Raw genomic sequence first — 24,282 nt, 5'->3', positions numbered from 1 at the left:
ACTTCCGGACATAGTTAACCCGCGCTAAGTAAGGTAGACCTTAATTTATTGCAGTGTTGTCGATGAGTCGATGCCTTCTCCGCTGCAACGGGGCCAACTACTATCGCAATTCGGCCAACGCAATACGTATGGCCTGTTCACGACAAGTATTGGCATCGGTGTGACTTCTGACTACCGCCCACGATCCCTAGCGTGGACCCAGTGCCTTCGACACCACTTCTTTCGGCCGAGACAAACGGCCCCCCAGCCAGGCCGGCGATCACGCCGCGCCAGGTAATTACCCGCGCGATCGCTTCCGAAGGTCGCGGAGCCAAGCTGGCGGCCGCCTCCGTCGGCTTCACCGGCCACCAGGTCGCGGAAGCATTGGTGCCGGTGGTGATCGGTGCGGTCATCGACCGAGCTGTGGCGACCAGCGATGCCGCAGCACTCGGAAAGTGGATCCTCGTTCTCGGAATTCTCTTCACCGGCTTGTTGCTCAGTTGGCGATTCGCGGCGCGTATCTCCGATTCCGTCACCGAGCACGGAGCACACCGCCTACGGATGGACATCGCGCGCCGAGGCCTCGATCCGCATGGCATGTCGCCTCGGCGCATGCCGGGCGAGGTCTACTCGATTGCGACATCCGACGCGGGTTCGGTGGCCGGATTCACGCACACGCTGAGCACCAAACTCGCCGCGGCTTGCGGGGTGCTGACCGCGGCGATCTCGCTGCTGGTGATCTCGGTACCGCTCGGCCTGCTCGTCATCCTCGGCACTCCCCCGGTGTTGGCTCTCATGCAGGTGGTCAGTCGACCGCTCGAACGCCGAGCCGAAACCGATCAATGGCAGGGCGCCAAGGCCGGCGCGCTCGCCGCTGATCTGCTCTCCGGACTCCGAATCCTGTCCGGTATCGGCGCCGGAGACGCTGCAGCGCAGCGATATCGGGGGGCGAGCCGAACTTCGCTGGAAGCAACCCTTCGCGCACAGCGATACCAAGCGATGTACTCCGCCGCCAACGTTGCAATCGCCGGCGCTTTCCTCGCCGTCATCGCGTACGTGGGTGGGCGGATGGCAGCGTCCGGGAGCATCTCGGTCGGTGAATTCGTTGCCGTGGTGGGTCTGGCACAGTTCCTTCGCGGTCCGCTGATCGACATCATCTACTTCGGCGCCGGCCTGGCCCGGGCGCGCGCCTCCGCCAACCGCGTAGCATCGCTTCTGGCGACCGGCGAGGCTGTCACTCCCGCGAGTGATCCTGCACCCCTGAACCACGCAGAGTTCCTGACGCTGCGCGACGTCGTGCTGGCCGGAGCTTCACCTGTCGATCTGGACGTCAAGCGCGGCGAGATCATCGGCATCGTCACCGAGAATGCCGCCTGGGCGGATGCGTTGGTCGACGCACTGGCTCGTCGAATCGAGCCTTCGAGCGGAACGATTCATCTCGGCGACAACGCCATTCACGAACTGCACATCGACGAACTCCGGGCTCATGTTCTGGCAGCACCGCACGACGCCGCACTGTTCATCGGCACCGTGGGCGACAACATCGAGGCACTCGCACCGATCGGCAGGCGCAGCGACGAGGCTGTCGCCGCTGCTGCCGCAGATCAGGTGATCTCGGCACTGCCGCTCGGCCTCGCCACCCGAGTCACGGAGCAGGGAAATTCGCTCTCGGGCGGTCAGCGCCAGCGCATCGCATTGGCGAGAGCACTCGCGAGCGAAGCACCGGTGCTGGTTCTGCACGACCCCACCACCGCCGTCGACTCCGTCACCGAAGCGCGCATCGCACGCGGGATCGCCGAGGTACGCGGTGCTCACGCGACTCTTCTTCTGACCAGCAGCCCCGTGCTGCTCGATATCTGCGATCGGGTGATCGAGCTGTGAACGAACTACTCCCCACCGCGACACCGAAACAGGCACGCCGCGCGGCACTTCGGTTGATGGGTCCGCACCGGATATCCGCTATCGCCGCCGTGGTCACTCTGACCGCCGCGACCGCGATCGGTCTACTCACGCCACTTGTCCTCGGCGCCATGGTCGACGCCGTGACAGACGGAGACGGCGACACTGCCTCGCGCATCGGCACGCTGACTCTCGCGTTGGTCGCCATCGCGGTTGCTTCCTCCCTTCTCGTCGGAGTGAGCAACTACCTGCTCGCCGGTGTCGGTGAACGTGTAGTCGCCGACCTGCGCGAAGAAGTAGTCGTCCGGGTTCTCGACCTGCCACAGAGCGACGTCGAGCGAGCCGGACGCGGAGACCTGGTCTCCCGGATCACCGGAGACGTCCGGTTGGTGACCCGCGCTGTATCCGAAGCGCTTCCGGTTTTTGCCACCGCAGCACTGACCATCGTGTTGACCCTGATCGGATTGGGCAGCCTCGATTGGCGATTCGCCGTCGCCGCGGTGATCGCAGCTCCCATCCAGATCCAGGCGCTGCGCTGGTATCTCTCGAGGTCTGCCCCGGTCTACCGCGAGGAGCGGGAGGCGGAAGGTGCACGTGCGCAACAGCTCCTGGACTCGCTCAGCAACTCCGACACCGTCGGATCGCTCCGTCTGGCCCAGCCCCATCTGGAACAGATCGAATCTCGATCGATGACGGCCGTCCGGCTGAGCTTGTTGACCACTCGTCTGCGCACGAGGTTCTTCGGCCGACTCAACATCGCCGAGTTCATCGGTCTGTCCGCCGTGCTGATCACCGGCTTCTGGCTGGTGAAGGACGGTCAGATCAGCATCGGTGCCGCTACCGCCGCAGCACTGTTCTTCCACCGTCTCTTCGATCCGGTGGGTGCAGTTCTCAGCGTGTTCGACGAATTGCAGGAAGGCACAATCGCGTTGGCTCGCCTGGTCGGAGTCACGCTTGCGCCCGTGCCACCCGCACCGACCGATCCACGTGAACCTGTCGACAGCTCGGCATCGTTGGAACGCGTCACGTTCTCGTACCGACGCGGCGACGCCCCCGTTCTGCGAGACATCGACATCACCATTCCGGCAGGGACCGTCACCGCACTGGTGGGCGCAACCGGAGCCGGAAAATCGACGGTGGCCAAACTGATCGCGGGAACCTATGAACCGACCGAAGGCGTCGTGAAGATCGGGGACATCCCCCGGAACGAATTGCCGCGGTCGACTTCTCGAAGCGCGGTCGCCCTCGTGACGCAGGAGGTCCACGTCTTTGCCGGTACGTTGGCCGAGGATCTGCGGCTGGCCGACCCGTCGGCTACCGACAGCGACATTATCGCAGCGCTCGAAACCGTCGGCGCCTCCGATTGGTTGCGGGCACTCCCGGACGGACTCGAAACCGTCGTCGGGGACGGTGGACACCGGCTGACCGCAACACAGGCACAACAACTTGCGTTGGCGAGAATCGAATTACTGGATCCGCCGCTTCTGATTCTCGACGAGGCGACCGCCGAAGCGGGCAGCGCCGGAGCCAAGGTCCTCGACGACGCCGCGCTCGCCCTGACCCGGGGTCGCACTGCCGTCACAGTGGCACACCGACTCTCGCAGGCCGTCGACGCCGACCAGATCCTCGTCATGAACGACGGCCGCGTGGTCGAGCACGGCTCTCACGACGAGTTGGTCAACCTCGGGGGTCGGTATGCGGAGCTGTGGGAAGCGTGGTCCGCGCCGCGGCGTTGAGCGCGACGGTTGCACCGGGCACTTCCGGCCGGTGCAACCCAACTCACGCGTGCAGAAGGTACGGCACCGATTCGGGAGCCACACTCCCCTTGTTCATCATGCTGCCGGGTGTACGGCCGGTGACTCGGCGGAACACGGCGACAAAAGCACTCGGGGTTTCGTACCCGACTCGCCTACTGACCACCGAAACCGGCACTCCAGCAGCTAAATACGTCAGCGCCGCGCGGACACGAACCTGAATTCGCCACTGCGCAAACGTCATTCCCGTACCCTGCGCGAACACGCGCGTCAAGGTCCGGACACTACCGCCAGCCGTCAGCGCCCATTCCGACAGCGAGCGCTGGTCTGCCGGATTGGCGACCAACGCTTCGGCGACGAACAGCGCTCGCGGATCGGTCGGCATCGGCACCTCCACGGCAGCAACCGCGAGCGGCTGCAGCATGTCGAAGGCCACCCGCTCCGCGCGGCTACGGGCCTCGTCGGGCATGTTCCGTCGATGCATGTGCAGGAGTACCTCACGCAGGAGAGCACTGACTCCGAACAAACCGGGAACACCCGAGGGCGCGGCGTGCGCCTCAGGCCGGAAGTAGGTGCAGAAGAACTCGGTACCAGGGCCGGCCTTCACGGCATGTAACGCACCGGCAGGCAACCACAGTCCCGCCGACGGCGGCACCTCCCACGTGATGCCGTCAGCCACAACCGTGAGCATTCCGCCGGAGTTTCCCCAGATCAGCTCGTGCTCTGGATGACGATGCGGGGCCCACTGCCGCTGGTGAGAGAGCTTCAGAGTCACCGTTGTCATCGAGTAGGGGTGATCGATGGAACGCGGCCCCACGGGCACCGAAATTCTCTCTGCCACAGCTGTCATGATGACGAGTATAGGACTTTCGTTAGGCATACCTAAATAGGAACCCGAAAAATGTTGACTGTGACCCGAGAGTTACAGATACTGCGGGCACCGATATCGTGACGTCAACTCCCGGCTACGGGTCGGCAACGAGAGGTACATGATGGTTGACGCATCACGAATCCCGGTCATCGTCGGCGTCGGTGATCTGCGCTGGAACCCAGCCGACGGGCACCGCGAACCTCTCGATCTGATTCACGACGCCACCGTCGCCGCCTTGAACGACAGTGGACACGCCGAACTGGGAACCCAGATCGATTCCGTGTTCGCAATCAAGACCGTCAGCTGGTCGTACGACGACCTCCCCGGGCTGCTTGCCTCACGATTAGGTGCGACCCCCACGGTCACGTCCACCTCTCCGATCGGTGGCCACTGGCCCGCGGCGCTCCTCGATCGGATCGGCGCGTCCATCGCCCGAGGTGAATCCTCGGCTGCTCTGCTTGTGGGTGGCGAATCGCATGCCAGCAGCACTGCGCTACGAAAGGCGGGAGTCACCCCTGACTCGATCGGGTGGACGGCAGCACCGGGTGGGCCTCCCGGATTCGATCCGGCCGACCTGGGAAGCCCTGAAATGCAGCGCGCTGGTTTCATCGTGCCGACGCGCGTCTACCCGCTCTTCGAGAACTGTTTCAGTGCTGCCGAGGGCAACGGCGCCCGCGAATCGCTCGACTGGTCCGCGCGGATGTATGCCGCATTCTCGGAACTGGCGTCGAAGAATCCTGCCTCCTGGACGTCGGAGATCCGATCGGCAGAAGAGATCGGCACCGTCGGTCCGGGCAATCGGATGGTCTCCGAACCGTACCCACTGATGCTCAACGCCATGCCCTTCGTCAATCAGGCTGCGGCCGTTGTCGTCTGTTCGTTGTCGATGGCCCTCGAACTCGGCATGGACGAGAGCAAGCTCGTCTACCACTGGGGCGGCGCAGGTGCCAGCGATCCGTTGGACATCCTCAGCCGCAACAGCTTCGACAGTTCAGCTGCAATGCATGACGCCGTCCATCGCACACTCGACGGTGCCGGAGTAGGCGCCGACGCACTCGACATCGTCGATGCCTACAGCTGCTTCCCGATCGTGCCCAAGCTGTTGATCCGAGAACTCGGACTTCCCGATACCGCGATCCCGAGCGTCACCGGCGGTCACTCGTTCTTCGGCGGACCACTGAACAGCTACACGCTACATTCCGTCGCCGAGGTCACCCGGCGAATTCGCGACGGCGCGAACCTTGCCCTCGTCCACGGCAACGGTGGATTCCTCACCTACCAGCACTGCGTTCTGATGTCGGCCGCCGCTCATGCCGACGGGTACGTCGGCGATCCCGACGCACGTGCTTTGACCGCGGAGGCTCCGGAACTGATCACTGACTACAAGGGCACTGCAGAAATCGTCACGGCCTCAGTCGAATACGGTCGCACCGGTGAGCCCGAGATCGGATTCGTGATCGCGACAACGCCGGACGGCCGCCGCGTCGCTGGGCATACCGGTCCCGAGAATGCCGCCGAACTGACCCAGCTTCGGGGCGACAACCCTCCGGCCATCGGGCGGACCGTTCATATCAGCGACGAGAACGGGCGACTCACGCTCACGTTCTGACGGCAGACAGCCGTGAGCACCGGGGCATGATTGCGCCTCGGTGCTCATGTCTTCGGTTGTCGCGGTTCACGCTGCTGTCGGTGGACTGTTCCCGCCGATCGGCCGCTGATACGGGTCGATCGACATCGGCGGATAGAACACCGACTTCCGATCGGGGCCGATCTCCACCCGCCACTGCGTGTGGTGCAGTGTCCGATGATGATGACCACACAACAAGATCAGATTATCGAGATCCGTTGGGCCACCATCATTCCAATGAACGATATGGTGAGCATCGCACCACCCCGACGGTGTCCCGCACCCCGGAAACGCGCACCCACCATCCCGGACCGCCAACGCCCGCCGCTGCGGCACCGTCGCTGTTCTCGCTTCCTTACCGCAGTCGAGCGGAACACCATTCTCGTCCAACAAGATCCGCGTGACCGTGCAGTCGCAGGCCAGCATCCGGGCAGTGTCGATACTGATCGGGCCCACCCAATCCGTCCACGCGAATCCCAACTCCTCGGTGGACGGCAACAGATCCTTCAAGGCTTTGAGGTCGGTCATGTCCTTCGCCGACGCTGTCACCGTGATGTGCGGTTTCACCCCACCCTCGATCGGACCCAACCCCGCCCGCTCGTACCGGCGCAACAACTCACAAAACCCATCCGCACGCCGTAAAGCCGGCGCGCGGGTGTCTTTGACACCATCCTTCTCCGGCGTCGGAGCCGACAGACGCGACAACAACGTGATCAACCGCGCCCCGTTCACCGCATCCACATCACCCTTCACCGTGACCCGCCCGTACAAGCCTTTCGAGGCGTAGAACTCATTGCGCTCCGAGTCTTCCCCGACCGGAACACCGTCCTCACGGTTTCCGTACTGCTTCTCGATCCGCCGAATCGCCGCCCGCACCGCATCACAATCGGCAATATTCTTCGACGCCAGATCAAGCAAAATCCCGCGGGCCTTCTCCACGTCCGCCAGGGTCATGTTCTTCGGCGGGTGCTGACAAAACGACGCCACCTGCCGGGCTTTCAACGCATCCACATCACCCCGGTGAAACGCATCGCCGACAACGGGTTCGAGCATCAGCAACCGCGCCAACCCGACCAGCAGACTGCACTCACCGATCTCCAGATTCGTCGAACCATGCAACCACTGCGCGATCGCCCGAAAACCCTTCCCGCCGAGAACATCCCGGGAAAACATCTCCACGATCAGCAACACCATCCGCGACTGCAACTCGTGCCGGACACGCACCAGATCCAGAACCTCACTCTTGAGGTCCTCACCATCCAGTTGCCACGCATCCCGACCGTCCATACTCAAAGTCTAATCGAACACACTTTCGATAACCAGAGACAAAACGGACAACTTCGAGAGCACGGAGACTCGAGACCTGTTGAAGTACATCACCATTCACCTAGTCGTCCAATAACACGCGATAGAAGACATACCCCGCGAAACATACAATCGCGACAACGCACAGCACGAGCAGGCTCGCCGAAAAAGTGCCACACGGCAGCGCGCGGCACTACTTCGCGAACCAACGCGGACTGATCTTCGAAGTGGTGCAACACCTTTTGGACGGCGATCTCCCTCGACCGGGCGAGACGCCGAAGCAACAGGTAGCCCGATGGCTGGGCCCCGAATCCAGCCGCACCCGGGCACGTTACGAACTGGTCGTCGCGTCATTCCACGATCCCGACCTCGCAGTGGAACTGGTGCGTGGTCGGGATCGGTTTGTCGACATCTTGGTCGAACGCGGCATGACCTCGTCCAATGCAACGGAGTTGGTCGCGGCGCTGGACGGCCTCGTTCTGGACGCACTGCTGCGCAGGCAAGAACCGGAGACCGTGGACCCAGAGCGAATCTTCGAGAAGTTCGGGATGAAGCTCCCCTAGCCGTCCAGCTCCGCGAACAGCTCCATCCACTGCTCTTCGGCGGCTTCCTTGTCAGCGATGACCTGCTTGAGTTCAGCGCCGAGCTTCTGCAGCTTGTCCGGGTCGGTGGCCGCGTCGGCGAGGGAAGCGTGCAGCTTCTTCTCACGGTCGTCGAACTTCGCGATCGACCGCTCGAGCTTCGAAAGCTCCTTGCGTGCAGCGCGATCCGCAGCGCCGTCGCGAACCTGCTTGCTCTTCGACGCACCGCTCGCGGTCGAAGCCACAGACGGATTGTCACCATCCCCCATCGCAGCACGTCGACGCAGGTAGTCCTCGATACCGCCGGGCAGGTTGGTGAGCTTGCGATCACCGAAGAGTGCCCAGGTGGTGTCACAGATACGCTCGATCAGGTACCGGTCGTGCGAGATGACAACCATGGTGCCCGCCCAACCGTCGAGCAGATCCTCGAGTTGCTGCAACGTGTCGATGTCGAGATCGTTGGTCGGCTCGTCGAGAAGCAGGACGTTGGGCTCGGCCATGAGGACACGCGTCAACTGCAGGCGTCGTCGCTCACCACCGGAGAGGTCTCCGACTGGCGTGCGCTGGCGGGCGGGCGTGAAGCCCAAGCGCTCGGCCAGCTGACCGGCCGATACTTCCTTGTCACCCAACGTGATTCGCTCGGCTACATCCTTGACTGCGTCGAGTACGCGCATGTCGGTCGGCAGATCGTCGAGTTCCTGCTTGAGCCAACCGATGTGGACGGTCTGCCCCTGAATGCGCTTGCCTGCTGCAGGCTCGAGTTCGCCGGCCAGGGTCCGCAGCAGCGTTGTCTTACCGGAGCCGTTGACGCCGACCAGGCCGACACGCTCGCCCGGAGCAAGACGCCAGGTCAGATCCTCGACGAGTACGCGGCCGTCGGGGGTCTCCAGACGCGCGTCCTCGAGTTCGATGACAACCTTGCCGAGTCGACGCTGGGCGAACGACGCAAGTGCCACCGCGTCACGAGGCGCCGGAACGTCGGCGATCAGGGCTTCCGCGGCTTCGATGCGGTACTTCGGCTTGGACGTACGGGCGGGAGCACCGCGGCGCAGCCATGCGAGTTCCTTGCGCGCAAGATTGCGTCGACGCTCTTCGGAGGCGTCGGCCTGACGCGAGCGCTCGGCGCGGGCGAACACCCAGTCGTTGTAGCCACCCTCGTAGCTTTCGACGCCGCCACCGACAACCTCCCAGGTGCGGGTGGCGACGGTATCGAGGAACCAGCGATCGTGGGTCACGACGACAAGCGCGCTGCGACGTGAAACGAGGTGCTCGGCCAACCACTGAACACCTTCGACGTCGAGGTGGTTGGTGGGCTCGTCGAGCACCAGCAGATCGAGGTCCTGAACGAGAGCCGCGGCCAATGCGACGCGGCGGCGCTCACCGCCGGACAGTCCGTCGACCTTGGCGTCCAATGCGGACCGCTCGCCGCCGGCGCCCAGGTTGTCGATACCGATTCCGGAGAGCACCGAACGGATGCGCGCGTCACCGGCCCATTCGTGCTGAGCTACCCCGAGCGGCCCCAGGACCACTTCACCGACCGTGGAGCCAGGAGGCAGTACTCCGCGCTGGGTCACGACGGCCATGCGCAATCCGCCTACGCGGCTGACGCGTCCCGAATCCGGCTGCTCCACACCCGCGAGGACTTCGAGCATCGTCGTCTTGCCGCCGCCGTTGAGGCCGACCACGCCGATGCGCTCGCCTTCCTCGACGCCCAGAGAGACCCCGTCGAGCAACGGCTTGACGCCGAACGACTTCGACACGTTTTCCAGATTGATCAGATTCGCCATCAGTGCTGTCCCTTTGCCGCATTGTCGAGTATTCGTGCTCCGGGAACGGGTCCGCTCGCCACGCGAACGGTGCGGCACACCCCCGCTCCCGCAAGTTCTGCGCTCACTTCCACCGCAGACTGTGCGTCCGCGCAGAGGAACGCGCATGTCGGTCCGGAGCCGGAGACGATCCCGGCCAAAGCTCCGGCCTCGACGCCCGCTCGCAGCGTCCGTCGTAGATCCGGGTTGAGTGAGAGCGCTGCCGCCTGCAGGTCGTTGCCGAGGAGCGGGGCGAGTAGATGAGCATCACCGGTGGTGAGCGCCTGAATCAAGGCGTCGGCGCTCCCCAACCGTTTCGGAGAACCTTCGGCCCGCAGCTTGTCCAGTTCTCGAAACACGACGGGCGTACTCAAGCCGCCCTTGGCCAGCGCCAATACCCAGTGAAAGGTATGGCGAGTCAAGACGGGGACAAGTTGTTCGCCGCGGCCGGTTCCGAGCGCGGTGCCACCGTGCAGGGAGAACGGAACGTCGCTCCCGAGCCGTGCCGCGAAGGCATCGAGATCAGGTCGCGAGAAGTCGAGCTTCCACAAAGAGTTGAGCGCAACCAACGCGGCGGCTGCGTCGGCGCTCCCGCCGGCCATTCCGCCCGCGACGGGAATGCCTTTCTCGATGACGATCTCCACGTTCGGGGCCACTCCACCCTCGACGGCGAGCATCTCAGCGGCACGCCAGACGAGATTGGTGCGATCGGTAGGCACAGCCGCGGCGTCGTCGCCGATCACCCGCACGGTCAGGGTGTCGGCAGGCGCCACCGTGACCGTGTCTGCCAGCGACAATGCCTGAAACACCGTCGTCAGTTCGTGATAACCGTCGTCGCGCAGGTCCCCGACGGCAAGGTGGAGATTCACCTTGGACGGGGCCCGGACAACTACGGGGCGGGGAACGACGGAGAGCACAAGGAACAACAATAGGCGCTGCGAACACCTGGGCGAAAACCTGCGACCGGGGCACCGTCCGCCGCGCCCCGTCCGACAGCCGACACACCCACGCTATTTCACCGCGCGCACACCTACGCCCAGACCGACGACCGCAACGCCCACAGCGGCCACTATTCCCGCCAGAACGCTGCCCGACGCGAAGTCACCGGCAAACAGTGCCCGCTCGGCGTCGACGACATAGCCCAGCGGATTGATGTTCACGAGGACCTTCATCCAACCCGGCGCATCGTCGAGCGGAAGCATGGTTCCGGACAAGATGAGGAGCGGGAACATCAGCGTCTGCTGAACGACCCAGAACATCCAATCCTGCTCCCGCACAGCCAGAGCGAGAGCATACGAGAGCGCACCGAGTCCGACGCCGAACACTCCGAGCAGGACGATCCCGAGCGCGGCGCCCGCTGCGTTGACGTCCAACCCGAGTGGTAGCGCGACCAGGATGATCAGAATCGCCTGCGCGGCAAGCGGAACCATCTCCTTGCACGCCCTCCCGATCAGCAACGACGAGCGTCTGAGCGGAGTCACCAGCATGCGCTCGTGCGACCCCTGCTGCATCTCCATCAGAAGGTTGGAACCGGTCATCGTCGTTCCGAAGATCGCGATCATCACCAGTACACCGGGAATGAACCAATTCCACACGCCGTCACCGGTACCCGGGACCCCTTTGAGCAGAGGACCGAACAACGCCAGCAGGATCAGCGGCTGAACGAGGCTGAAGATGACGCTGACCGGGTCACGCAACATCGGGCGCAGCTCACGGCCCATCACTATTGCGCTGTCTCGAACAATGTTGCCGTGCACGGTACGTGGGGCGTCGAGTGTGATTGTCATGGCAGATTCCTGTTCGTCGTAGTGGTTCTAGGAAGCGACTGCGGCGGCGCTCTCGCGCAGACTGCGGCCGGTGAGGGTGAGGAAGACGTCGTCGAGAGTCGGCCTGGTGATGTCGGCGGTGAGAGCGCGTGCACCGCGGGCATCCGCTTGACGCAACAACACCGGCAGCGTCGAATCACCCTCGCCCGCACGAATACTCACCACGTTTGCGTCGACGGCGACTTCACGAACGGTGACAAGTTGCTCGGCCACCGACGCTGCGACGCCGGCCGCCTCGGTGCTGTCGAAGGTGAGCAGAAGATGGTCTCCTGCAAGATCCGCTTTGAGTGCGGTAGCGGTGTTGTCGGCGATGACTGTGCCGTCGTCGATGACGATGACCCGCTCTGCCATCGAATCCGCTTCTTCGAGATAGTGCGTGGTCAGCACGATGGTGGTGCCCATCTCTCGCCGCAACCGGAGAATGTGGTCCCAGAGGTTGGCCCGGCTCTGCGGGTCCATCCCCGTAGTGGGTTCGTCGAGGAAAAGCAGTGGAGGGCGATGAACCAGACCCAGCGCGATATCGAGCCGCCGTCGCTGCCCGCCGGACAATGTACTGACCTTTCGAGTGCCCAGATCGGTGAGTTCGAGATCACCCAGCAGCTCGTCGGCCCGGACCTGCGAGTCACCCTTCGACATTCCGTAGCACAGTCCCTGCGTCACCAACTCGTCGCGAACCCGCTGGTTATGGCCGGCGCCGTTCCCCTGACCGACGTATCCGAGGCTGGAGCGCACTTCGTTTCGCGCCGCAGCGATGTCGAAGCCTGCGATCCGCGCACTTCCGGACGTGGGCTCGAGCAAGGTGGTCAGCATGCGCAACGTCGTCGATTTTCCGGCGCCGTTCGGTCCCAGCAAGGCAACCAACTCACCCTCCGCGACGTCGAGGGTGACCCCCTTGACGGCTTCCACGAGCTTCTTACCCTGGGCGAAGTGCTTGGTGAGCGCCTTCGTCTCGATCATCGGTCTGTCGTTTCCGCGACTCATGATGTGGCCTCAATTTCTTCTCGGCTGGTCGGATGTGGACCAACCTAAAATCAATTGCGGACTCGTACGGTCCTAAATGTTTGGCAGACTTCCTTCCATGAAGGAGACATCGGCTCGCCTACTGCGGTTGCTGTCACTGCTCCAGACGCGTCGAGACTGGTCCGGTGCCGAACTCGCAGACAAGCTCGCGATCACCCCGCGCACAGTGCGCCGGGACGTGGACCGCCTCCGCGATCTCGGATACCCAGTCGACGCGACGGTCGGCGTCGGCGGTGGATATCGCCTGGGAGCCGGTGCGGAAATGCCTCCGCTTCAGCTCGATGACGAAGAAGTGCTCGCGGTGGCGCTCTCTCTGCAGTCCGGGGCGACCGGATCCGTGGTCGGCATCGGCGAGGCTTCGATGCGCGCGCTCGCGAAATTACGACAGATCATGCCGTCGAGACTGCGGCACCGTCTGGAGTCCCTGTCGATCGACGTGGTGCCACGAGAGCCGGCAGCGAGCGCAGTCGATGCGTCGGTCCTGTCCGCCATCGCGTCGGTGTGCCACAACCACGAACGCCTGAGGTTCGACTACAGCACGCACGACGGGACGCAGAGCCGGCGCGAGGTGGAACCGTACCGACTCGTGAGGTCGGGAGTTCGGTGGTACCTGGTGGCCTGGGATCTCGCTCGCGAAGACTGGCGGTCGTTTCGCGTCGACAGGATGGAACCCAAGATCCCTACCGGTCCACGATTCACGCCTCGGGACCTACCGGCCGGGGGCGCAGCAGACTTCGTCTCGCGCGGTGTTGCTCGTGCCTATTCCTCCACGCGCGCAACAGTTCTACTGCATGCACCCATCGAGCAGATTGCACCCATGGTCAGTGAACAGTGGGGATCAGTGGAGTCCACCGACGAAGGCCGTTGCGTCATAGTGCTTTCGGGCACGTCCCTGCGGTCGATCGCACAGTGGCTCAGGGCCTTCGACGCCGATTTCACGGTGGTGAATCCACCTGAACTCCGTGAGGAATGCCGCACGATCGCGGCGGAAACGGCAGTGGCCGCTCAGCGGTATCTCAATGCATGACAGCACTTTCGCGCAAAATACAACAAGACCCCAACTCCGAAGAGCTGGGGTCTTGTCAGTACGTCATGCGTCGGTTGCCCGACTTACATGGACGTCTTAGACGATGGTAACGCCGGTGGCCTGCGGGCCCTTGTTGCCCTGACCGATCTCGAACGCCACGCGCTGGTTCTCCTCGAGAGTGCGGAAGCCGCCACTCTGGATCTCGGAGTAGTGAACGAAGACGTCAGCACTGCCGTCTTCGGGAGCGATGAAGCCGAACCCCTTCTCGGAGTTGAACCACTTCACGATGCCCTCTGCCATGTAAATCTCCTCTAACACAGTGTCAACAGGCAGTCGCTTCGACCGCCCGGGTCACTTACTACGACCGTTCTGAGACAAATCCGTGGAGGATGTCCAAACGCTCGCAACCTAACCATTTGCGAGCGTGGAAACACAAACACAAACACTTACGACCAACACAAGTAGACCACACATCCGCCGTGTTGTCTTCCCTGAGGCCTTCGTCACTGCCCAAGCCGTTGACAGGCATACCCCCTGGGGGTACCTTCAGATGCAGAGCGATACCTACACCGGGTATCCGTAAAATGAGTTTTCCACAATCGAGAGGATCTGCGATGACCACCGCCGAATACACCGTTTCCGGAATGACCTGCGGACACTGCGTCGGATCCGTCAAGGAAGAGATCGGCAACATCGCGGGCGTCACCGCGGTGGATGTCGAATTGGCGAGCGGACGCGTCGTCGTCACCAGCGATGCTCCCGTCTCCGCAGCCGACGTCGTCGCAGCAGTCGACGAAGCCGGCTACACAGTCGTACCAAGCTGAGTCAGCCGTGCGCACCTCGACAACACTTGCCGCCTACGCCGTAGGGCTGGTCGCCGTCTTCGGCGCCGCCCTCGGCGTGGGGGCCGCAATCGGAAGCCCGATAGACATGTCCACCACCCAGCACAGCACCCACGAATCAACCACCGAATCGATGCCAGGCATGGATTCCGCAACACCCGCAGGCCTCGAAGTCTCCTCCGGCGGATACACACTCACCGAAGTGACCGCACCCGGTCGGGCCGGGGAGCAGGGAACGTTGGCCTTCCGGATTCTCGACGGCAACAACGCACCCGTCGTCGATTTCGACCTACTGCACGAGAAGAAGCTCCACCTCATCGTCGTCCGAAACGACACGAGCGAATTTCGCCACGTACATCCTTCACTCGCCGCTGACGGCACCTGGTCGATCGACTGGACCTGGCCCGTCGCCGGTACCTACCGGGTGTTCGCGGACTTCGATCCCACCGACGGCACCCAACTGACGCTCGGCCGAAACTTCGACGTGGCAGGCGAATTCACTCCTGCACCGCTGCCGGCGAAGAGCGCTACCGCAACTGTCGACGGATACACCGTGACTCTCGACGGTGATCTGAGCACTGCCGGCGGCCCGATCACGCTGAGCGTTGCTCGCGACGGAGTCCCGGTCACCGATCTCGATCCGTACCTCGGCGCCTACGGCCATCTTGTGGCTCTGCGCACCGGCGACCTCGCCTATCTGCACGTCCACCCCGAGGGTGAGCCGGGAGACGGCGTCACAGCTCCTGGTCCGGACATTTCCTTTCACGCACAGGCGCCGAGCGAAGGCACCTACCGACTGTTCCTCGACTTCCAGCACAAGGGTGTGGTTCGCACCGCCGAATTCACCGTTGATGCAGGCACTTCCACAGCTTCAGTTCCAGACAATCACGAGGAAGGGCACTGATGACGTCACCGACTGCGGTCGACAATGCTGCCAACTCGAGCAGCGTCGAACTCGCGATCACCGGGATGACCTGCGCCTCCTGCGCGTCACGAATCGAGAAGAAACTCAACAAGATCGACGGCGTCACGGCCACCGTCAACTACGCGACGGAAAAGGCCAAGGTCACCTTCCCGGACGGGGTACCCGTCGAGGAGTTGGTGGCTGCCGTCGAGAACGCCGGCTACGCCGCCGCGCTCCCCAAGCCGCCCAGCTCGACTGACACCGTCGACCCGGATGCGGAAACACCGCAGGATCGCGATCTGCGCGAGCTTCGCGCGCGCCTGATCATCTCGACCCTTCTCTCCGTCCCTGTCATCGCGATGGCGATGATTCCCGCGCTCCAGTTCGACAACTGGCAGTGGCTCTCCCTCACGCTGGCCGCACCGGTCATCGTGTGGGCAGCCCTGCCCTTCCACCGGGCCGCCTGGGTCAACCTGCGTCACGGCGCCGCCACGATGGACACGCTCATCTCCCTGGGCACCATCTCGGCATTCATCTGGTCCCTCTACGCACTGTTCTTCGGCACCGCGGGCGAAGCAGGGATGAAACACGCCTTCAGACTCACGGTCGACCGGATGGACGGCAGCGCCAACATCTACCTCGAGGTTGCCGCGGGCGTCATCACGTTCGTGCTGGCCGGACGCTACTTCGAGCACAAGTCCAAGCGCACGTCCGGGGCCGCACTACGCGCGCTCATGGAACTCGGCGCGAAAGACGTCGCGGTATTGCGAAATGGTGTGGAAGTACGAATCCCCGCCGAAGAACTGACAGCGGGCGACTCCTTCATCGTTCGGCCCGGCGAGAAGATCGCCACCGACGGCATCATCGTCGAAGGCCACTCAGCCGTCGACATGAGCATGTTGACCGGCGAATCCGTGCCGGAGGAAGTCGGTGTCGGGGACACTGTCGTCGGCGCAACCGTCAACGTCGGCGGAACCTTGACCGTCGAGGCAACCCGCGTCGGGAGCGACACCCAACTCGCCCAGATGGCGGCACTGGTCGAAGACGCACAGAACGGCAAGGCCGAAGTTCAGCGCCTCGCCGATCGAATCGCCGGCATCTTCGTACCGGTCGTCATCGCGATTGCCGTTGCGACCCTGGGCTACTGGCTCGGCACCGGCAACCCCATCGAGATGGCCTTCACCGCTGCTGTCGCCGTGCTGATCATCGCGTGCCCCTGTGCCCTCGGATTGGCAACGCCCACAGCCCTGTTGGTGGGCACCGGCCGCGGAGCCCAGATGGGAATCCTGATCAAGGGTCCCGAGGTACTCGAATCGACCCGGGCAGTCGACACCGTCGTGCTCGACAAGACGGGAACCGTCACCACCGGTCAAATGACATTGCTCGACACCGTGGTCGGCGAAGGTACAACCGTCGACGAGGTGCTTCGGCTGGCCGGCGCCCTCGAACATCGCTCCGAGCACCCCATCGCAGCAGCAATCGCGAAGGGCGCGACCGAAGTCGTGGGCGAGTTGCCTCCGGTCGAGGACTTCGTGAACGTCGCCGGACGCGGCGTGCAGGGAATGGTCGACGGTCATGCCGTCGTCGCCGGCCGAGACGCACTGCTGGCCGACTGGTCGATGCCGTTGCCGGAAAATCTCCGTGAGGCGAAAGCTGAAGCAGAGAAGGCCGGGCGGACCGCAATTGCGGTGGGCTGGGACGGCCAGGCGCGCGGCGTCCTCGTGATCGCCGACGCGGTCAAGGACACAAGTGCCGAAGCAATCGCGCAGTTGAAGGCACTCGGCCTGGAACCGGTCCTGCTGACCGGCGACAACGCCACTGTTGCCCGCACCGTGGCGGATCAGGTCGGGATCAGCACCGTCTTCGCCGAGGTCATGCCGGCCGACAAGGTCGACGCCGTCAAGAAACTGCAGGCGGAAGGACGCGTCGTGGCCATGGTCGGCGACGGCGTGAACGACGCGGCAGCTCTCGCTCAGGCTGATCTGGGTCTGGCAATGGGCACGGGCACCGACGTTGCAATCGAGGCCAGCGACATCACCCTGGTGCGCGGTGACCTGCGGTCGGCAGCCGATGCAATTCGGCTGTCCCGCAAGACGCTCAAGACCATCAAGGGCAACCTGTTCTGGGCTTTCGCCTACAACACGGCTGCGATCCCGCTGGCCGCGGCCGGCCTACTCAACCCGATGCTCGCCGGTGCCGCAATGGCATTCAGCAGTGTGTTCGTGGTGAGCAACAGCCTGAGGTTGCGGCGGTTCAAATAGGGGGGCAAGCCCCCTGTGCGCGGTTAGGGAGTCCCTGCACTCCTTAACCGCGCACGGGGCTATTCGCCTCCAGCCAGCCGAACGAAGGCTGCTGCGTCTAGCATCTCACCACGCGTCTGTGGCTCGATACCGGCAGCGAGGAGCCGTCGTTCGGCCTCGGCGGGCGAACCTGCCCAACCACTGAGCGCGGCACGCAAAGTCTTGCGGCGCTGCGCGAATGCGGCGTCGATAGCCGCGAAAACCTGCTTGCGGTGCTTCTCGTCCATCGGCCACGGCGGCTCCGCGTACCGGTCGATACGAACCAGACCGGATTCGACCTTGGGCACCGGCCAGAAGACGTTGCGTCCGACGGCACCGGCGCGGCGAACCTCGCCGAAGAAGTTGGCCTTGACGCTGGGAACACCGTAGATCTTGCTCCCCGGATCAGCCGCCAGGCGATCGGCGACCTCGGCCTGCACCATCACGAGTGCGGTCCGCAAACTCGGCAACGAAGCGAACAGGTGCAGCAACACCGGCACCGCGACGTTGTACGGCAGGTTCGCGACCAGCGCGGTCGGCTCGCCGGGAATCTGCGAAGGCAACACACGCATCGCGTCGGCTTCGACGACGGTCAGGCGATCGGCCAACTCCGGCGCTCGCTCGGCCACCGTCTTCGGCAGGCGAGCCGCGAGGTTGGGATCGATCTCGACTGCGATGACCCGATCGACCACGTCCATCAGCGCCATCGTCAGCGAACCGAGACCAGGCCCGACCTCGAGAACGACGTCGTCACGAGTGACGCCCGCCGTGGTGACGATGCGCCGCACGGTATTGGCGTCGTGAACGAAGTTCTGCCCCAACTGTTTCGTGGGCCGAACACCGAATTCCTCGGCAAGAGCGCGCACCTCGACCGGACCGAGCAGGGCTGCCTGCCCGCGCGGAGTAGCGATGGGTTCGTTCGATTGTTCGGCGTCTGACACCAGTAGAACTTATCCCAGTCCGAGGCGACCCGAGCACGACGGCCATGCGCCCCAGCCCTGAGTGCGCTGCGTTTGCGTCGCGATCGCGATCTGCTCTTCACGGGTTGCGAGGTCGGCGCGAGGCGCATACTTCAACCCGCCCTGCCGTTCCCACGTGTTCTGATCGAACTGCACGCCGCCGTAGAAACCGTTGCCGGTGTTGATAGCCCAGTTGCCGGTGGCTTCGCACTGTGCAAGCGCATCCCACGTCGCACCGTTCTCCACGGGCGGCACCTCGGTGCCCGGCTTCGTTCCGACACGCACGACCTTCGGCTGCGCCGGTGTGGTGATCGTCTCCGATACCTGTGTACGTCCGGCCTCGACACCGTTGACGAGATTCACGGCGAACGTCACGTCACGCACGCCCGGAACCCCCGGGTTCTCGACGATCGTCCGGCTCTGGTTCATCGTCGGATCCTCGATGCGCTGATCCGGCGGATCGAGCGGCAAGGTCTCGACTTTGTTCTCGGTGCGGTTGCGCGTCACCGTGACCTCGAGACCCTCGGTCAGCGGAGCGTCGGCAGCCGGAACCACGGTGTCCGACTGCTCGAGCGGGGTGCCGTTGGCGGTGAGGAACTCCCCGACCGTGGGCGCTGCGATACGCACGTCTGCTGCTGCGTTCGCGCCGTCGACCAGTTTTGCGACGACCGGTGTCAGGACATCGAGAGCAGCGCCGTCGAGCGGAAGACGCTGCGAGCGCGACGCCGACACGTGCACATCCGCCGCGACGTCCAACTGCTCGAGCGCGTCGTCGACGGTCAAGGCAGTGGTCCAGAGCTTCTGCGGCTGACCGTCGACCGTCAGCGTGATCTCACGAGCGCGACGGAGCACTACGGTGTCGCCGTCGGACAGTGACGCGTCGGCCGCGGGAGCAACTGCGTCCTTGTCACCGATCGGGTAACCCGCATCCTCGAGAGCGCCGTCGACGTTGGTCGACATGGTGCTCAGGCGGATCTGTTCACCGTCGACGTCGAGGGTGATGGTCTTGTGCCGGACGACGGCCAGAACGCCACCCACGAGAACCGTCAGGAGAAGCGCGGCGATCACCGAGTACAACAACGGCGACCTGGTCGAGTTGATCTTGGCGAACGGTGACATGGGTTCCTGAGTTCTGTGTGGAGTGAGGCCGCGTCAGCGCAGGCCCAATTTGCTGGTGCAGGACGGCCACGCACCCCAGCCCTGACCGGCGCGGACCTTCTCGCCGATCGCGATCTGCTGTTCACGTGATGCGAGGTCGGCGCGAGCTGCGTACTGACCGCCGCCGAATGCTTCCCAGGTGCTCTGGGTGAACTGAAGTCCTCCGTAGAAACCGTTGCCCGTGTTGATGGCCCAGTTTCCGGTCGCTTCACATTGCGCAATGGAGTCCCACGTCGACGCGTTGGAAACGGCAGGCGCGGAAGCCTGCTTGGTACCGACCTTCACCACTGCTGCGACGGGTTCCTTGATCACGGTCGCGGACAATTCGGTTCGCCCGGCCTCGACGCCGTTGACGGTCTTGACCTCGACGGTGGCCGTGCGCTCACCCGGAACACCGGGGTTCTCTACGACCGTCTTGTCCTTCTCGAGCTCGGGGTCTTCGACCTTGTTCTCCGGCGGCGCGATCGGCTGCGTCTCGACGCGGGTGTCCGTGCGATCGCGGGTGACCTGGATGGTCAGGCCGTTGGTAACGGGTGTGTCAGCGGTGGGAACAACCGAGTCGGCCTGCTCGAGCGGCGCATTCTTGGCCGCGAGAAGATCACCGACGGTCACGGCGGCGAGCTTGATCTCCGCCGCGGGAGCGCCACCGTCGCTGACGCTGACGGTCTTCGGGCTGACGACGTCGAGCTCGGTACGTTCGAGGGGCAGACGATGCGAGCGCGAAGCCGAGACTGCGAAGTCGTCGGAAACATCGACCTGCTTGAGTGCCTCGTCGACCGTCAATGCGGTGGTCCAGATTGTGGTCGGCTGGCCGTCGACGGTCAGAGCCAACTCACGGGCACGGCGCAAAACGACGGTATCGCCGTCGGACAGGGAGGAATCGGCGCTGGGTGCGAGAGCATCCTTGGGATCGACCGGGTATCCGGCGTCCTCGAGGGCGGTACCGACGCTGCTCGACATCGTGGACAGCGAGATCATGTCGCCGTCGACGTCGAGGGTGATCGTCTTGTGCCGAACCACGGCGAGCGCACCTCCGACGATGAGCGTCAGAAGCAACGCACCCACCACTGAATAGAGAAGTGGTGACTTCGTGGAGTTGATCTTGGCAAAAGGCGACACAGGAAATCCCAAGGCAGACGACGTTCGATCACAATACGGTAACGACCGAGCGTTGCATCGGCAACCAAATCACAACGAAATGCGACTTTTGTCACGGAACGGCAACGGCGTGTCGTGTGTTCTGCACTTTCCGGCTCCGATACCCGTGTATCGATTCAGCTCTGGGCGCAGTATGTTCTCGTCTGGTTCAAAGCAGTCCGGCGATCCCGGGCGCGACAGAAGAAAGCTGGGCGATAGTGCGAAGAAGATTCGACAGACCACGTAATGCCAGGTGGCCGATCCTGGCCATCCTGCTGGCGCTGATCGCAGCGCTGTTCGCCCCAGGAATAGCGAGCGCGCAACCCGGACGCACCTACACGATCGCCACCGATCTGACATTCGCCCCGTTCGAATTCGAGAACGAAGACGGCAAACTCGTCGGCATCGACATCGACCTGCTCAACGCGATCGCCGAGGATCAAGGTTTCAAGGTCGACATCAAGCAGCTCGGCTTCGACGCTGCGCTTCAGGCCGTGCAGGCGGGACAGGCCGACGGCGTCATCGCCGGCATGTCCATCACCGACGCCCGCAAGCAGGTGTTCGACTTCTCCGACCCGTACTTCGAGTCCGGCGTCCAGATGGCAGTTCTCGAGACCGACAACGACGTGAAGTCGTACGAAGACCTGAAAGGCAAGCGCGTCGCCGTCAAGAACGGCACCGAGGGCGCCAGCTTCGCAGAGTCCATCAAGGACCAATACGGCTTCACCACAGTCTATTTCGCCGACTCCGCCAGCATGTACGACGAGGTCCGCACCGGAAACTCCGTCGCAGTCTTCGACGACTACCCCGTCCTCGCCTACGGCATCACCCAGGGCAACGGCCTCAAGACGGTCACCGAAAAAGAGGTGGGCGCGAGCTACGGCTTCGCAGTCAACAAGGGCCAGAACGCCGAACTGCTCCAGATGTTCAACGCCGGTCTGCAGAACCTGCGCGACGACGGCCAGTACGACGAGATCGTCTCGACCTATCTCGGCCAGGGCGCATCGACGTCGGACAACTCGATCATCGGCTTGATCAAGAGCACCTACCCCCAACTCCTCAAAGGTCTGTGGCTGACGATCGTTCTCTCGGTCGTCTCGATCGCGATCGCTCTGGTTCTCGGTGCGATCTTCGGCCTCTGCCGCGTATCGACCAACGTGTTCGTCCGCGGAATAGGCACGACCTACGTCGACATCTTCCGCGGCACACCGCTGTTGGTGCAGGCATTCTTCATCTACTTCGGCATCCCGGCAGCGCTGCATTTCCAGATGTCCGCCTTCACCGCAGGCATCATCACGCTCTCGCTCAACGCCGGCGCGTACATGGCTGAAATCGTCCGCGGCGGCATCCTGTCCGTCGACAAGGGACAGATGGAAGCGTCACGAAGCCTGGGCATCAGCTACATGAAGTCGATGCGAAAAGTCATCATGCCGCAGGCAATTCGCACGATGATCCCGTCGTACATCAACCAGTTCGTCATCACCCTCAAGGACACGTCGATCCTGTCGGTCATCGGACTCGCCGAGCTCACTCAGACAGGGCGCATCATCATCGCGCGCAACTTCCAGTCGTTCAACATGTGGCTGATCATCGGCGTCATGTACTTCATCATCATCATGGCGCTCACCAAGCTGTCGAACCGCCTCGAGAAGAGGATCAACAAGTGACCGAAACAGCCGTCAACATGGGCAAGTCAGACACCGAGGTCAAGATTTCGGTCAAGGGACTGAAGAAGTCCTTCGGCGACAACGAGGTTCTCAAAGGCCTCGACGTCGACATCAAGAGCGGTGAAGTGGTCTGCGTCATCGGACCTTCCGGTTCGGGCAAGTCCACCTTCCTGCGCTGCCTCAACCGCCTCGAAGACATCACCGCCGGATCCGTGCGCGTCGACCAGTTCGACCTCACGAACAAGGACGTCGACATCGACAAGGTTCGCCAGCACATCGGGATGGTGTTCCAGCACTTCAACCTGTTCCCCCACATGAGCGTCGTCGAAAACGTGATGCTCGCTCCGGTACAGACCGGGCGATCGACCAAGGAACAGGCCCGCGAGATCGCCGTCAAACTGCTCGGCCAGGTCGGCCTCGCAGAGAAGGCAGATGCCAAGCCCGCCAGCCTGTCCGGTGGGCAGAAGCAACGTGTCGCCATCGCCCGCGCGCTGGCGATGAGCCCGGACATCATGCTGTTCGACGAGGCCACCAGCGCCCTCGACCCGGAGATGGTGGGTGAGGTTCTGCAGGTGCTGCGCGACCTCGCCGAGCAGGGCATGACCATGGTCGTCGTGACCCACGAGATGGGCTTCGCCCGTGAGGTTTCCGATCGCGTCATCTTCATGGCCGACGGATACATCGTCGAAGAAGGTAAGCCGGAGAGCCTGTTCGGCAACCCACAGCAGCAGCGCACCCAGGACTTCCTGGCGAAGGTTCTCTAGGGCCAAGCCCCCCTGTGCGCCTTTCGGTAGTGGTGACTACCGGAAAGGCGCACGGGTGGTGGCCAATTCGACGACCAGTCCGGTCTCCATCCGATTCTGCGGCTCGAAGTCGAAGTCGCCGAACCTGCGGAACCACCGAGGACTGGCGTCGACCCTTCGATATGTCTCGCTGTCTTCGACGGGTAACCACATCTTCGGGTTTCCGACTTCCACGTAGCTGGTGGTCTCCACCAGAATCCCGAGGACTACGCCGGCGGTCTGGACTCCTGCTGCCGGCATCCCGCCGTGAACCCAACCGTCGAACTCGTCGACCTGCGATCGCGGTGTCAATGTCCACGAGCATGGTTCACCGACTACAGGAAACGGACCGCAGCACTCGACTTCGACCGCGTCGACATGAACGCTGACAATCCGGACCGAAGAGTCGACGGGCGTCGGCTCAGTGAAGCTGTGCCCCTTCATCCCCTCGCAAGAACAGCAAGCTCGACGACAACGGCCGTCTCCATCCAGCCACGACGACCGGCAACCAGTGATGACATGCCGCGAAAAGACCGTGGGACCTTCTCGACTCGAACAAAATCGATGCTCCCAGGCACCAACACCCAGCGCCCGGACCCTTGTTCGAGAAATTCACCGCGCTCGAGCCGAATCGAACGAACGATCCCGGACGTAGGTTCCACCTCGTCGGGATAGATTCCCCCATGAACCGACCCGTCGAACCACAGCGACTTCTGAATCGGGTGCAAAGCCCACGAAGATTTTTCGCCGACCACCGGTAACGGTGCACAGCACTCGAATTCCCACGTTTCGATGCGGACTGTGACCACGTTGTAGTCATCCATCTGAATACTCCGCGCAGTAGACGAACCGGAACACGA

General features: G+C 63.4%; 22 protein-coding genes. 10 read left to right on the top strand and 12 right to left on the bottom strand.

Translation table 11 applies throughout. The features are described from left to right. Positions 1-201: 201 nt before the first annotated feature. Together ABWI03_RS06155 and ABWI03_RS06150 are read left to right on the top strand one after the other, a co-directional pair. Entirely contained in the window at positions 202-1,860 is a 1,659-nt protein-coding gene (locus ABWI03_RS06155) for an ABC transporter ATP-binding protein (RefSeq protein ID WP_235169932.1), read from the top strand. Next, on the top strand, positions 1,857-3,614 hold the full coding sequence (locus tag ABWI03_RS06150) for an ABC transporter ATP-binding protein (RefSeq protein ID WP_235169933.1): 1,758 nt from the start codon (positions 1,857-1,859) through the stop codon (positions 3,612-3,614). Before ABWI03_RS06155 ends, ABWI03_RS06150 begins: the two co-directional genes overlap by 4 nt. Positions 3,615-3,657: 43 nt before the next feature. Here ABWI03_RS06150 and ABWI03_RS06145 read toward each other — a convergent pair whose 3' ends face one another. Further along, entirely contained in the window at positions 3,658-4,482 is an 825-nt protein-coding gene (locus tag ABWI03_RS06145; RefSeq protein ID WP_298774968.1) for a helix-turn-helix domain-containing protein, read from the bottom strand. A 139-nt stretch (positions 4,483-4,621) separates the two neighbouring features. Between ABWI03_RS06145 and ABWI03_RS06140 the strand changes: the two genes are divergently transcribed. Next, the gene (locus ABWI03_RS06140; RefSeq protein WP_298774966.1) at positions 4,622-6,112 is read left to right on the top strand and encodes an acetyl-CoA acetyltransferase; all 1,491 of its coding nucleotides are present in this window, start codon (positions 4,622-4,624) and stop codon (positions 6,110-6,112) included. A gap of 66 nt (positions 6,113-6,178) precedes the next feature. Here ABWI03_RS06140 and ABWI03_RS06135 read toward each other — a convergent pair whose 3' ends face one another. After that, positions 6,179-7,417, bottom strand: coding sequence for an HNH endonuclease signature motif containing protein (locus ABWI03_RS06135; protein WP_353798755.1), 1,239 nt, complete (start codon positions 7,415-7,417; stop codon positions 6,179-6,181). Between the two features lie 188 nt (positions 7,418-7,605). Here ABWI03_RS06135 and ABWI03_RS06130 point away from each other — a divergent pair, with 188 nt between their 5' ends. Next, on the top strand, positions 7,606-7,998 hold the full coding sequence (locus ABWI03_RS06130; RefSeq protein ID WP_298777705.1) for a TetR/AcrR family transcriptional regulator: 393 nt from the start codon (positions 7,606-7,608) through the stop codon (positions 7,996-7,998). Here the strand turns inward: ABWI03_RS06130 and ABWI03_RS06125 are convergent. The 4 genes from ABWI03_RS06125 to ABWI03_RS06110 form a co-directional block, all read right to left on the bottom strand. Further along, complete coding sequence (locus ABWI03_RS06125; protein WP_003946255.1) at positions 7,995-9,803, bottom strand: ABC-F family ATP-binding cassette domain-containing protein; 1,809 nt, start codon at positions 9,801-9,803, stop codon at positions 7,995-7,997. The genes ABWI03_RS06130 and ABWI03_RS06125 overlap by 4 nt on opposite strands. Next, positions 9,803-10,738, bottom strand: a complete 936-nt coding sequence (locus ABWI03_RS06120; protein ID WP_095971028.1) for a 4-(cytidine 5'-diphospho)-2-C-methyl-D-erythritol kinase — start codon at positions 10,736-10,738, stop codon at positions 9,803-9,805. Before ABWI03_RS06120 ends, ABWI03_RS06125 begins: the two co-directional genes overlap by 1 nt. A 93-nt stretch (positions 10,739-10,831) precedes the next feature. Further along, positions 10,832-11,608 carry an ABC transporter permease gene (locus ABWI03_RS06115; RefSeq protein WP_124567428.1) on the bottom strand — a complete coding sequence of 259 codons (777 nt, stop codon included), beginning with the start codon at positions 11,606-11,608 and terminating at the stop codon, positions 10,832-10,834. Positions 11,609-11,635: 27 nt separating this feature from the next. Further along, entirely contained in the window at positions 11,636-12,628 is a 993-nt protein-coding gene (locus ABWI03_RS06110; protein WP_298777700.1) for an ATP-binding cassette domain-containing protein, read from the bottom strand. Between the two features lie 97 nt (positions 12,629-12,725). Here ABWI03_RS06110 and ABWI03_RS06105 point away from each other — a divergent pair, with 97 nt between their 5' ends. Beyond that, the gene (locus ABWI03_RS06105) at positions 12,726-13,694 is read left to right on the top strand and encodes a helix-turn-helix transcriptional regulator (RefSeq protein WP_124567429.1); all 969 of its coding nucleotides are present in this window, start codon (positions 12,726-12,728) and stop codon (positions 13,692-13,694) included. A gap of 96 nt (positions 13,695-13,790) precedes the next feature. Here ABWI03_RS06105 and ABWI03_RS06100 read toward each other — a convergent pair whose 3' ends face one another. Further along, positions 13,791-13,994: a cold-shock protein gene (locus tag ABWI03_RS06100; protein WP_003946232.1), complete on the bottom strand. Its 204-nt coding sequence runs from the start codon at positions 13,992-13,994 to the stop codon at positions 13,791-13,793. A 314-nt stretch (positions 13,995-14,308) separates the two neighbouring features. Here ABWI03_RS06100 and ABWI03_RS06095 point away from each other — a divergent pair, with 314 nt between their 5' ends. The 3 genes from ABWI03_RS06095 to ABWI03_RS06085 are packed head-to-tail and all read left to right on the top strand — an operon-like array spanning position 14,309 to position 17,701. Next, positions 14,309-14,518 (top strand): heavy-metal-associated domain-containing protein, encoded by a 210-nt coding sequence (locus ABWI03_RS06095; protein ID WP_095971032.1) that lies wholly within the window; start codon positions 14,309-14,311, stop codon positions 14,516-14,518. Between the two features lie 7 nt (positions 14,519-14,525). Further along, the gene (locus ABWI03_RS06090) at positions 14,526-15,440 is read left to right on the top strand and encodes a DUF8832 domain-containing protein (protein WP_298777694.1); all 915 of its coding nucleotides are present in this window, start codon (positions 14,526-14,528) and stop codon (positions 15,438-15,440) included. After that, complete coding sequence (locus ABWI03_RS06085; protein ID WP_124567431.1) at positions 15,440-17,701, top strand: heavy metal translocating P-type ATPase; 2,262 nt, start codon at positions 15,440-15,442, stop codon at positions 17,699-17,701. The genes ABWI03_RS06090 and ABWI03_RS06085 overlap by 1 nt, the downstream gene beginning before the upstream one ends. Before the next feature lie 59 nt (positions 17,702-17,760). On the opposite strand, the gene rsmA is transcribed toward ABWI03_RS06085, so the two are convergent. Genes rsmA through ABWI03_RS06070 form a run of 3 tightly spaced genes read right to left on the bottom strand, consistent with a single transcriptional unit; the run spans position 17,761 to position 20,955 of the window. After that, complete coding sequence (rsmA, locus tag ABWI03_RS06080; RefSeq protein ID WP_003946263.1) at positions 17,761-18,660, bottom strand: 16S rRNA (adenine(1518)-N(6)/adenine(1519)-N(6))-dimethyltransferase RsmA; 900 nt, start codon at positions 18,658-18,660, stop codon at positions 17,761-17,763. Between the two features lie 9 nt (positions 18,661-18,669). Beyond that, on the bottom strand, positions 18,670-19,797 hold the full coding sequence (locus ABWI03_RS06075) for a resuscitation-promoting factor (RefSeq protein ID WP_095971035.1): 1,128 nt from the start codon (positions 19,795-19,797) through the stop codon (positions 18,670-18,672). Between the two features lie 33 nt (positions 19,798-19,830). Then, the gene (locus tag ABWI03_RS06070) at positions 19,831-20,955 is read right to left on the bottom strand and encodes a resuscitation-promoting factor (RefSeq protein WP_095971036.1); all 1,125 of its coding nucleotides are present in this window, start codon (positions 20,953-20,955) and stop codon (positions 19,831-19,833) included. A 236-nt stretch (positions 20,956-21,191) separates the two neighbouring features. Between ABWI03_RS06070 and ABWI03_RS06065 the strand changes: the two genes are divergently transcribed. Further along, a complete protein-coding gene (locus ABWI03_RS06065; protein WP_095971037.1) occupies positions 21,192-22,640 on the top strand; it encodes an amino acid ABC transporter substrate-binding protein/permease in 1,449 nt (482 codons plus the stop codon). Beyond that, positions 22,637-23,404, top strand: coding sequence for an amino acid ABC transporter ATP-binding protein (locus tag ABWI03_RS06060; RefSeq protein WP_124567434.1), 768 nt, complete (start codon positions 22,637-22,639; stop codon positions 23,402-23,404). The genes ABWI03_RS06065 and ABWI03_RS06060 overlap by 4 nt, the downstream gene beginning before the upstream one ends. 36 nt (positions 23,405-23,440) lie before the next feature. On the opposite strand, the gene ABWI03_RS06055 is transcribed toward ABWI03_RS06060, so the two are convergent. Both ABWI03_RS06055 and ABWI03_RS06050 read right to left on the bottom strand, forming a co-directional pair. Continuing rightward, positions 23,441-23,866, bottom strand: a complete 426-nt coding sequence (locus ABWI03_RS06055) for a DUF6578 domain-containing protein (RefSeq protein ID WP_166813925.1) — start codon at positions 23,864-23,866, stop codon at positions 23,441-23,443. Continuing rightward, a complete protein-coding gene (locus ABWI03_RS06050; RefSeq protein ID WP_298777681.1) occupies positions 23,863-24,246 on the bottom strand; it encodes a DUF6578 domain-containing protein in 384 nt (127 codons plus the stop codon). Before ABWI03_RS06050 ends, ABWI03_RS06055 begins: the two co-directional genes overlap by 4 nt. Positions 24,247-24,282: the final 36 nt, after the last annotated feature.

The sequence above is a fragment of the Rhodococcus baikonurensis genome (assembly GCF_040489275.1).
In the GTDB taxonomy this organism is placed as follows: domain Bacteria; phylum Actinomycetota; class Actinomycetes; order Mycobacteriales; family Mycobacteriaceae; genus Rhodococcus_F; species Rhodococcus_F baikonurensis.
This window is presented reverse-complemented; position numbering and strand designations above follow the sequence as displayed.

Excerpts from the sequence above, each read along its gene's own strand:
- ABWI03_RS06115 (WP_124567428.1), bottom strand. The coding sequence starts at position 11,608 with ATGACAATCACACTCGACGCCCCACGTACCGTGCACGGCAACATTGTT.
- ABWI03_RS06125 (WP_003946255.1), bottom strand. The coding sequence starts at position 9,803 with ATGGCGAATCTGATCAATCTGGAAAACGTGTCGAAGTCGTTCGGCGTC.
- ABWI03_RS06095 (WP_095971032.1), top strand. The coding sequence starts at position 14,309 with ATGACCACCGCCGAATACACCGTTTCCGGAATGACCTGCGGACACTGC.
- ABWI03_RS06050 (WP_298777681.1), bottom strand. The coding sequence starts at position 24,246 with ATGGATGACTACAACGTGGTCACAGTCCGCATCGAAACGTGGGAATTC.
- ABWI03_RS06075 (WP_095971035.1), bottom strand. The coding sequence starts at position 19,797 with ATGTCACCGTTCGCCAAGATCAACTCGACCAGGTCGCCGTTGTTGTAC.
- ABWI03_RS06105 (WP_124567429.1), top strand. The coding sequence starts at position 12,726 with ATGAAGGAGACATCGGCTCGCCTACTGCGGTTGCTGTCACTGCTCCAG.
- ABWI03_RS06140 (WP_298774966.1), top strand. The coding sequence starts at position 4,622 with ATGATGGTTGACGCATCACGAATCCCGGTCATCGTCGGCGTCGGTGAT.
- ABWI03_RS06110 (WP_298777700.1), bottom strand. The coding sequence starts at position 12,628 with ATGAGTCGCGGAAACGACAGACCGATGATCGAGACGAAGGCGCTCACC.
- ABWI03_RS06135 (WP_353798755.1), bottom strand. The coding sequence starts at position 7,417 with ATGGACGGTCGGGATGCGTGGCAACTGGATGGTGAGGACCTCAAGAGT.
- ABWI03_RS06085 (WP_124567431.1), top strand. The coding sequence starts at position 15,440 with ATGACGTCACCGACTGCGGTCGACAATGCTGCCAACTCGAGCAGCGTC.
- ABWI03_RS06100 (WP_003946232.1), bottom strand. The coding sequence starts at position 13,994 with ATGGCAGAGGGCATCGTGAAGTGGTTCAACTCCGAGAAGGGGTTCGGC.
- ABWI03_RS06145 (WP_298774968.1), bottom strand. The coding sequence starts at position 4,482 with ATGACAGCTGTGGCAGAGAGAATTTCGGTGCCCGTGGGGCCGCGTTCC.
- ABWI03_RS06055 (WP_166813925.1), bottom strand. The coding sequence starts at position 23,866 with ATGAAGGGGCACAGCTTCACTGAGCCGACGCCCGTCGACTCTTCGGTC.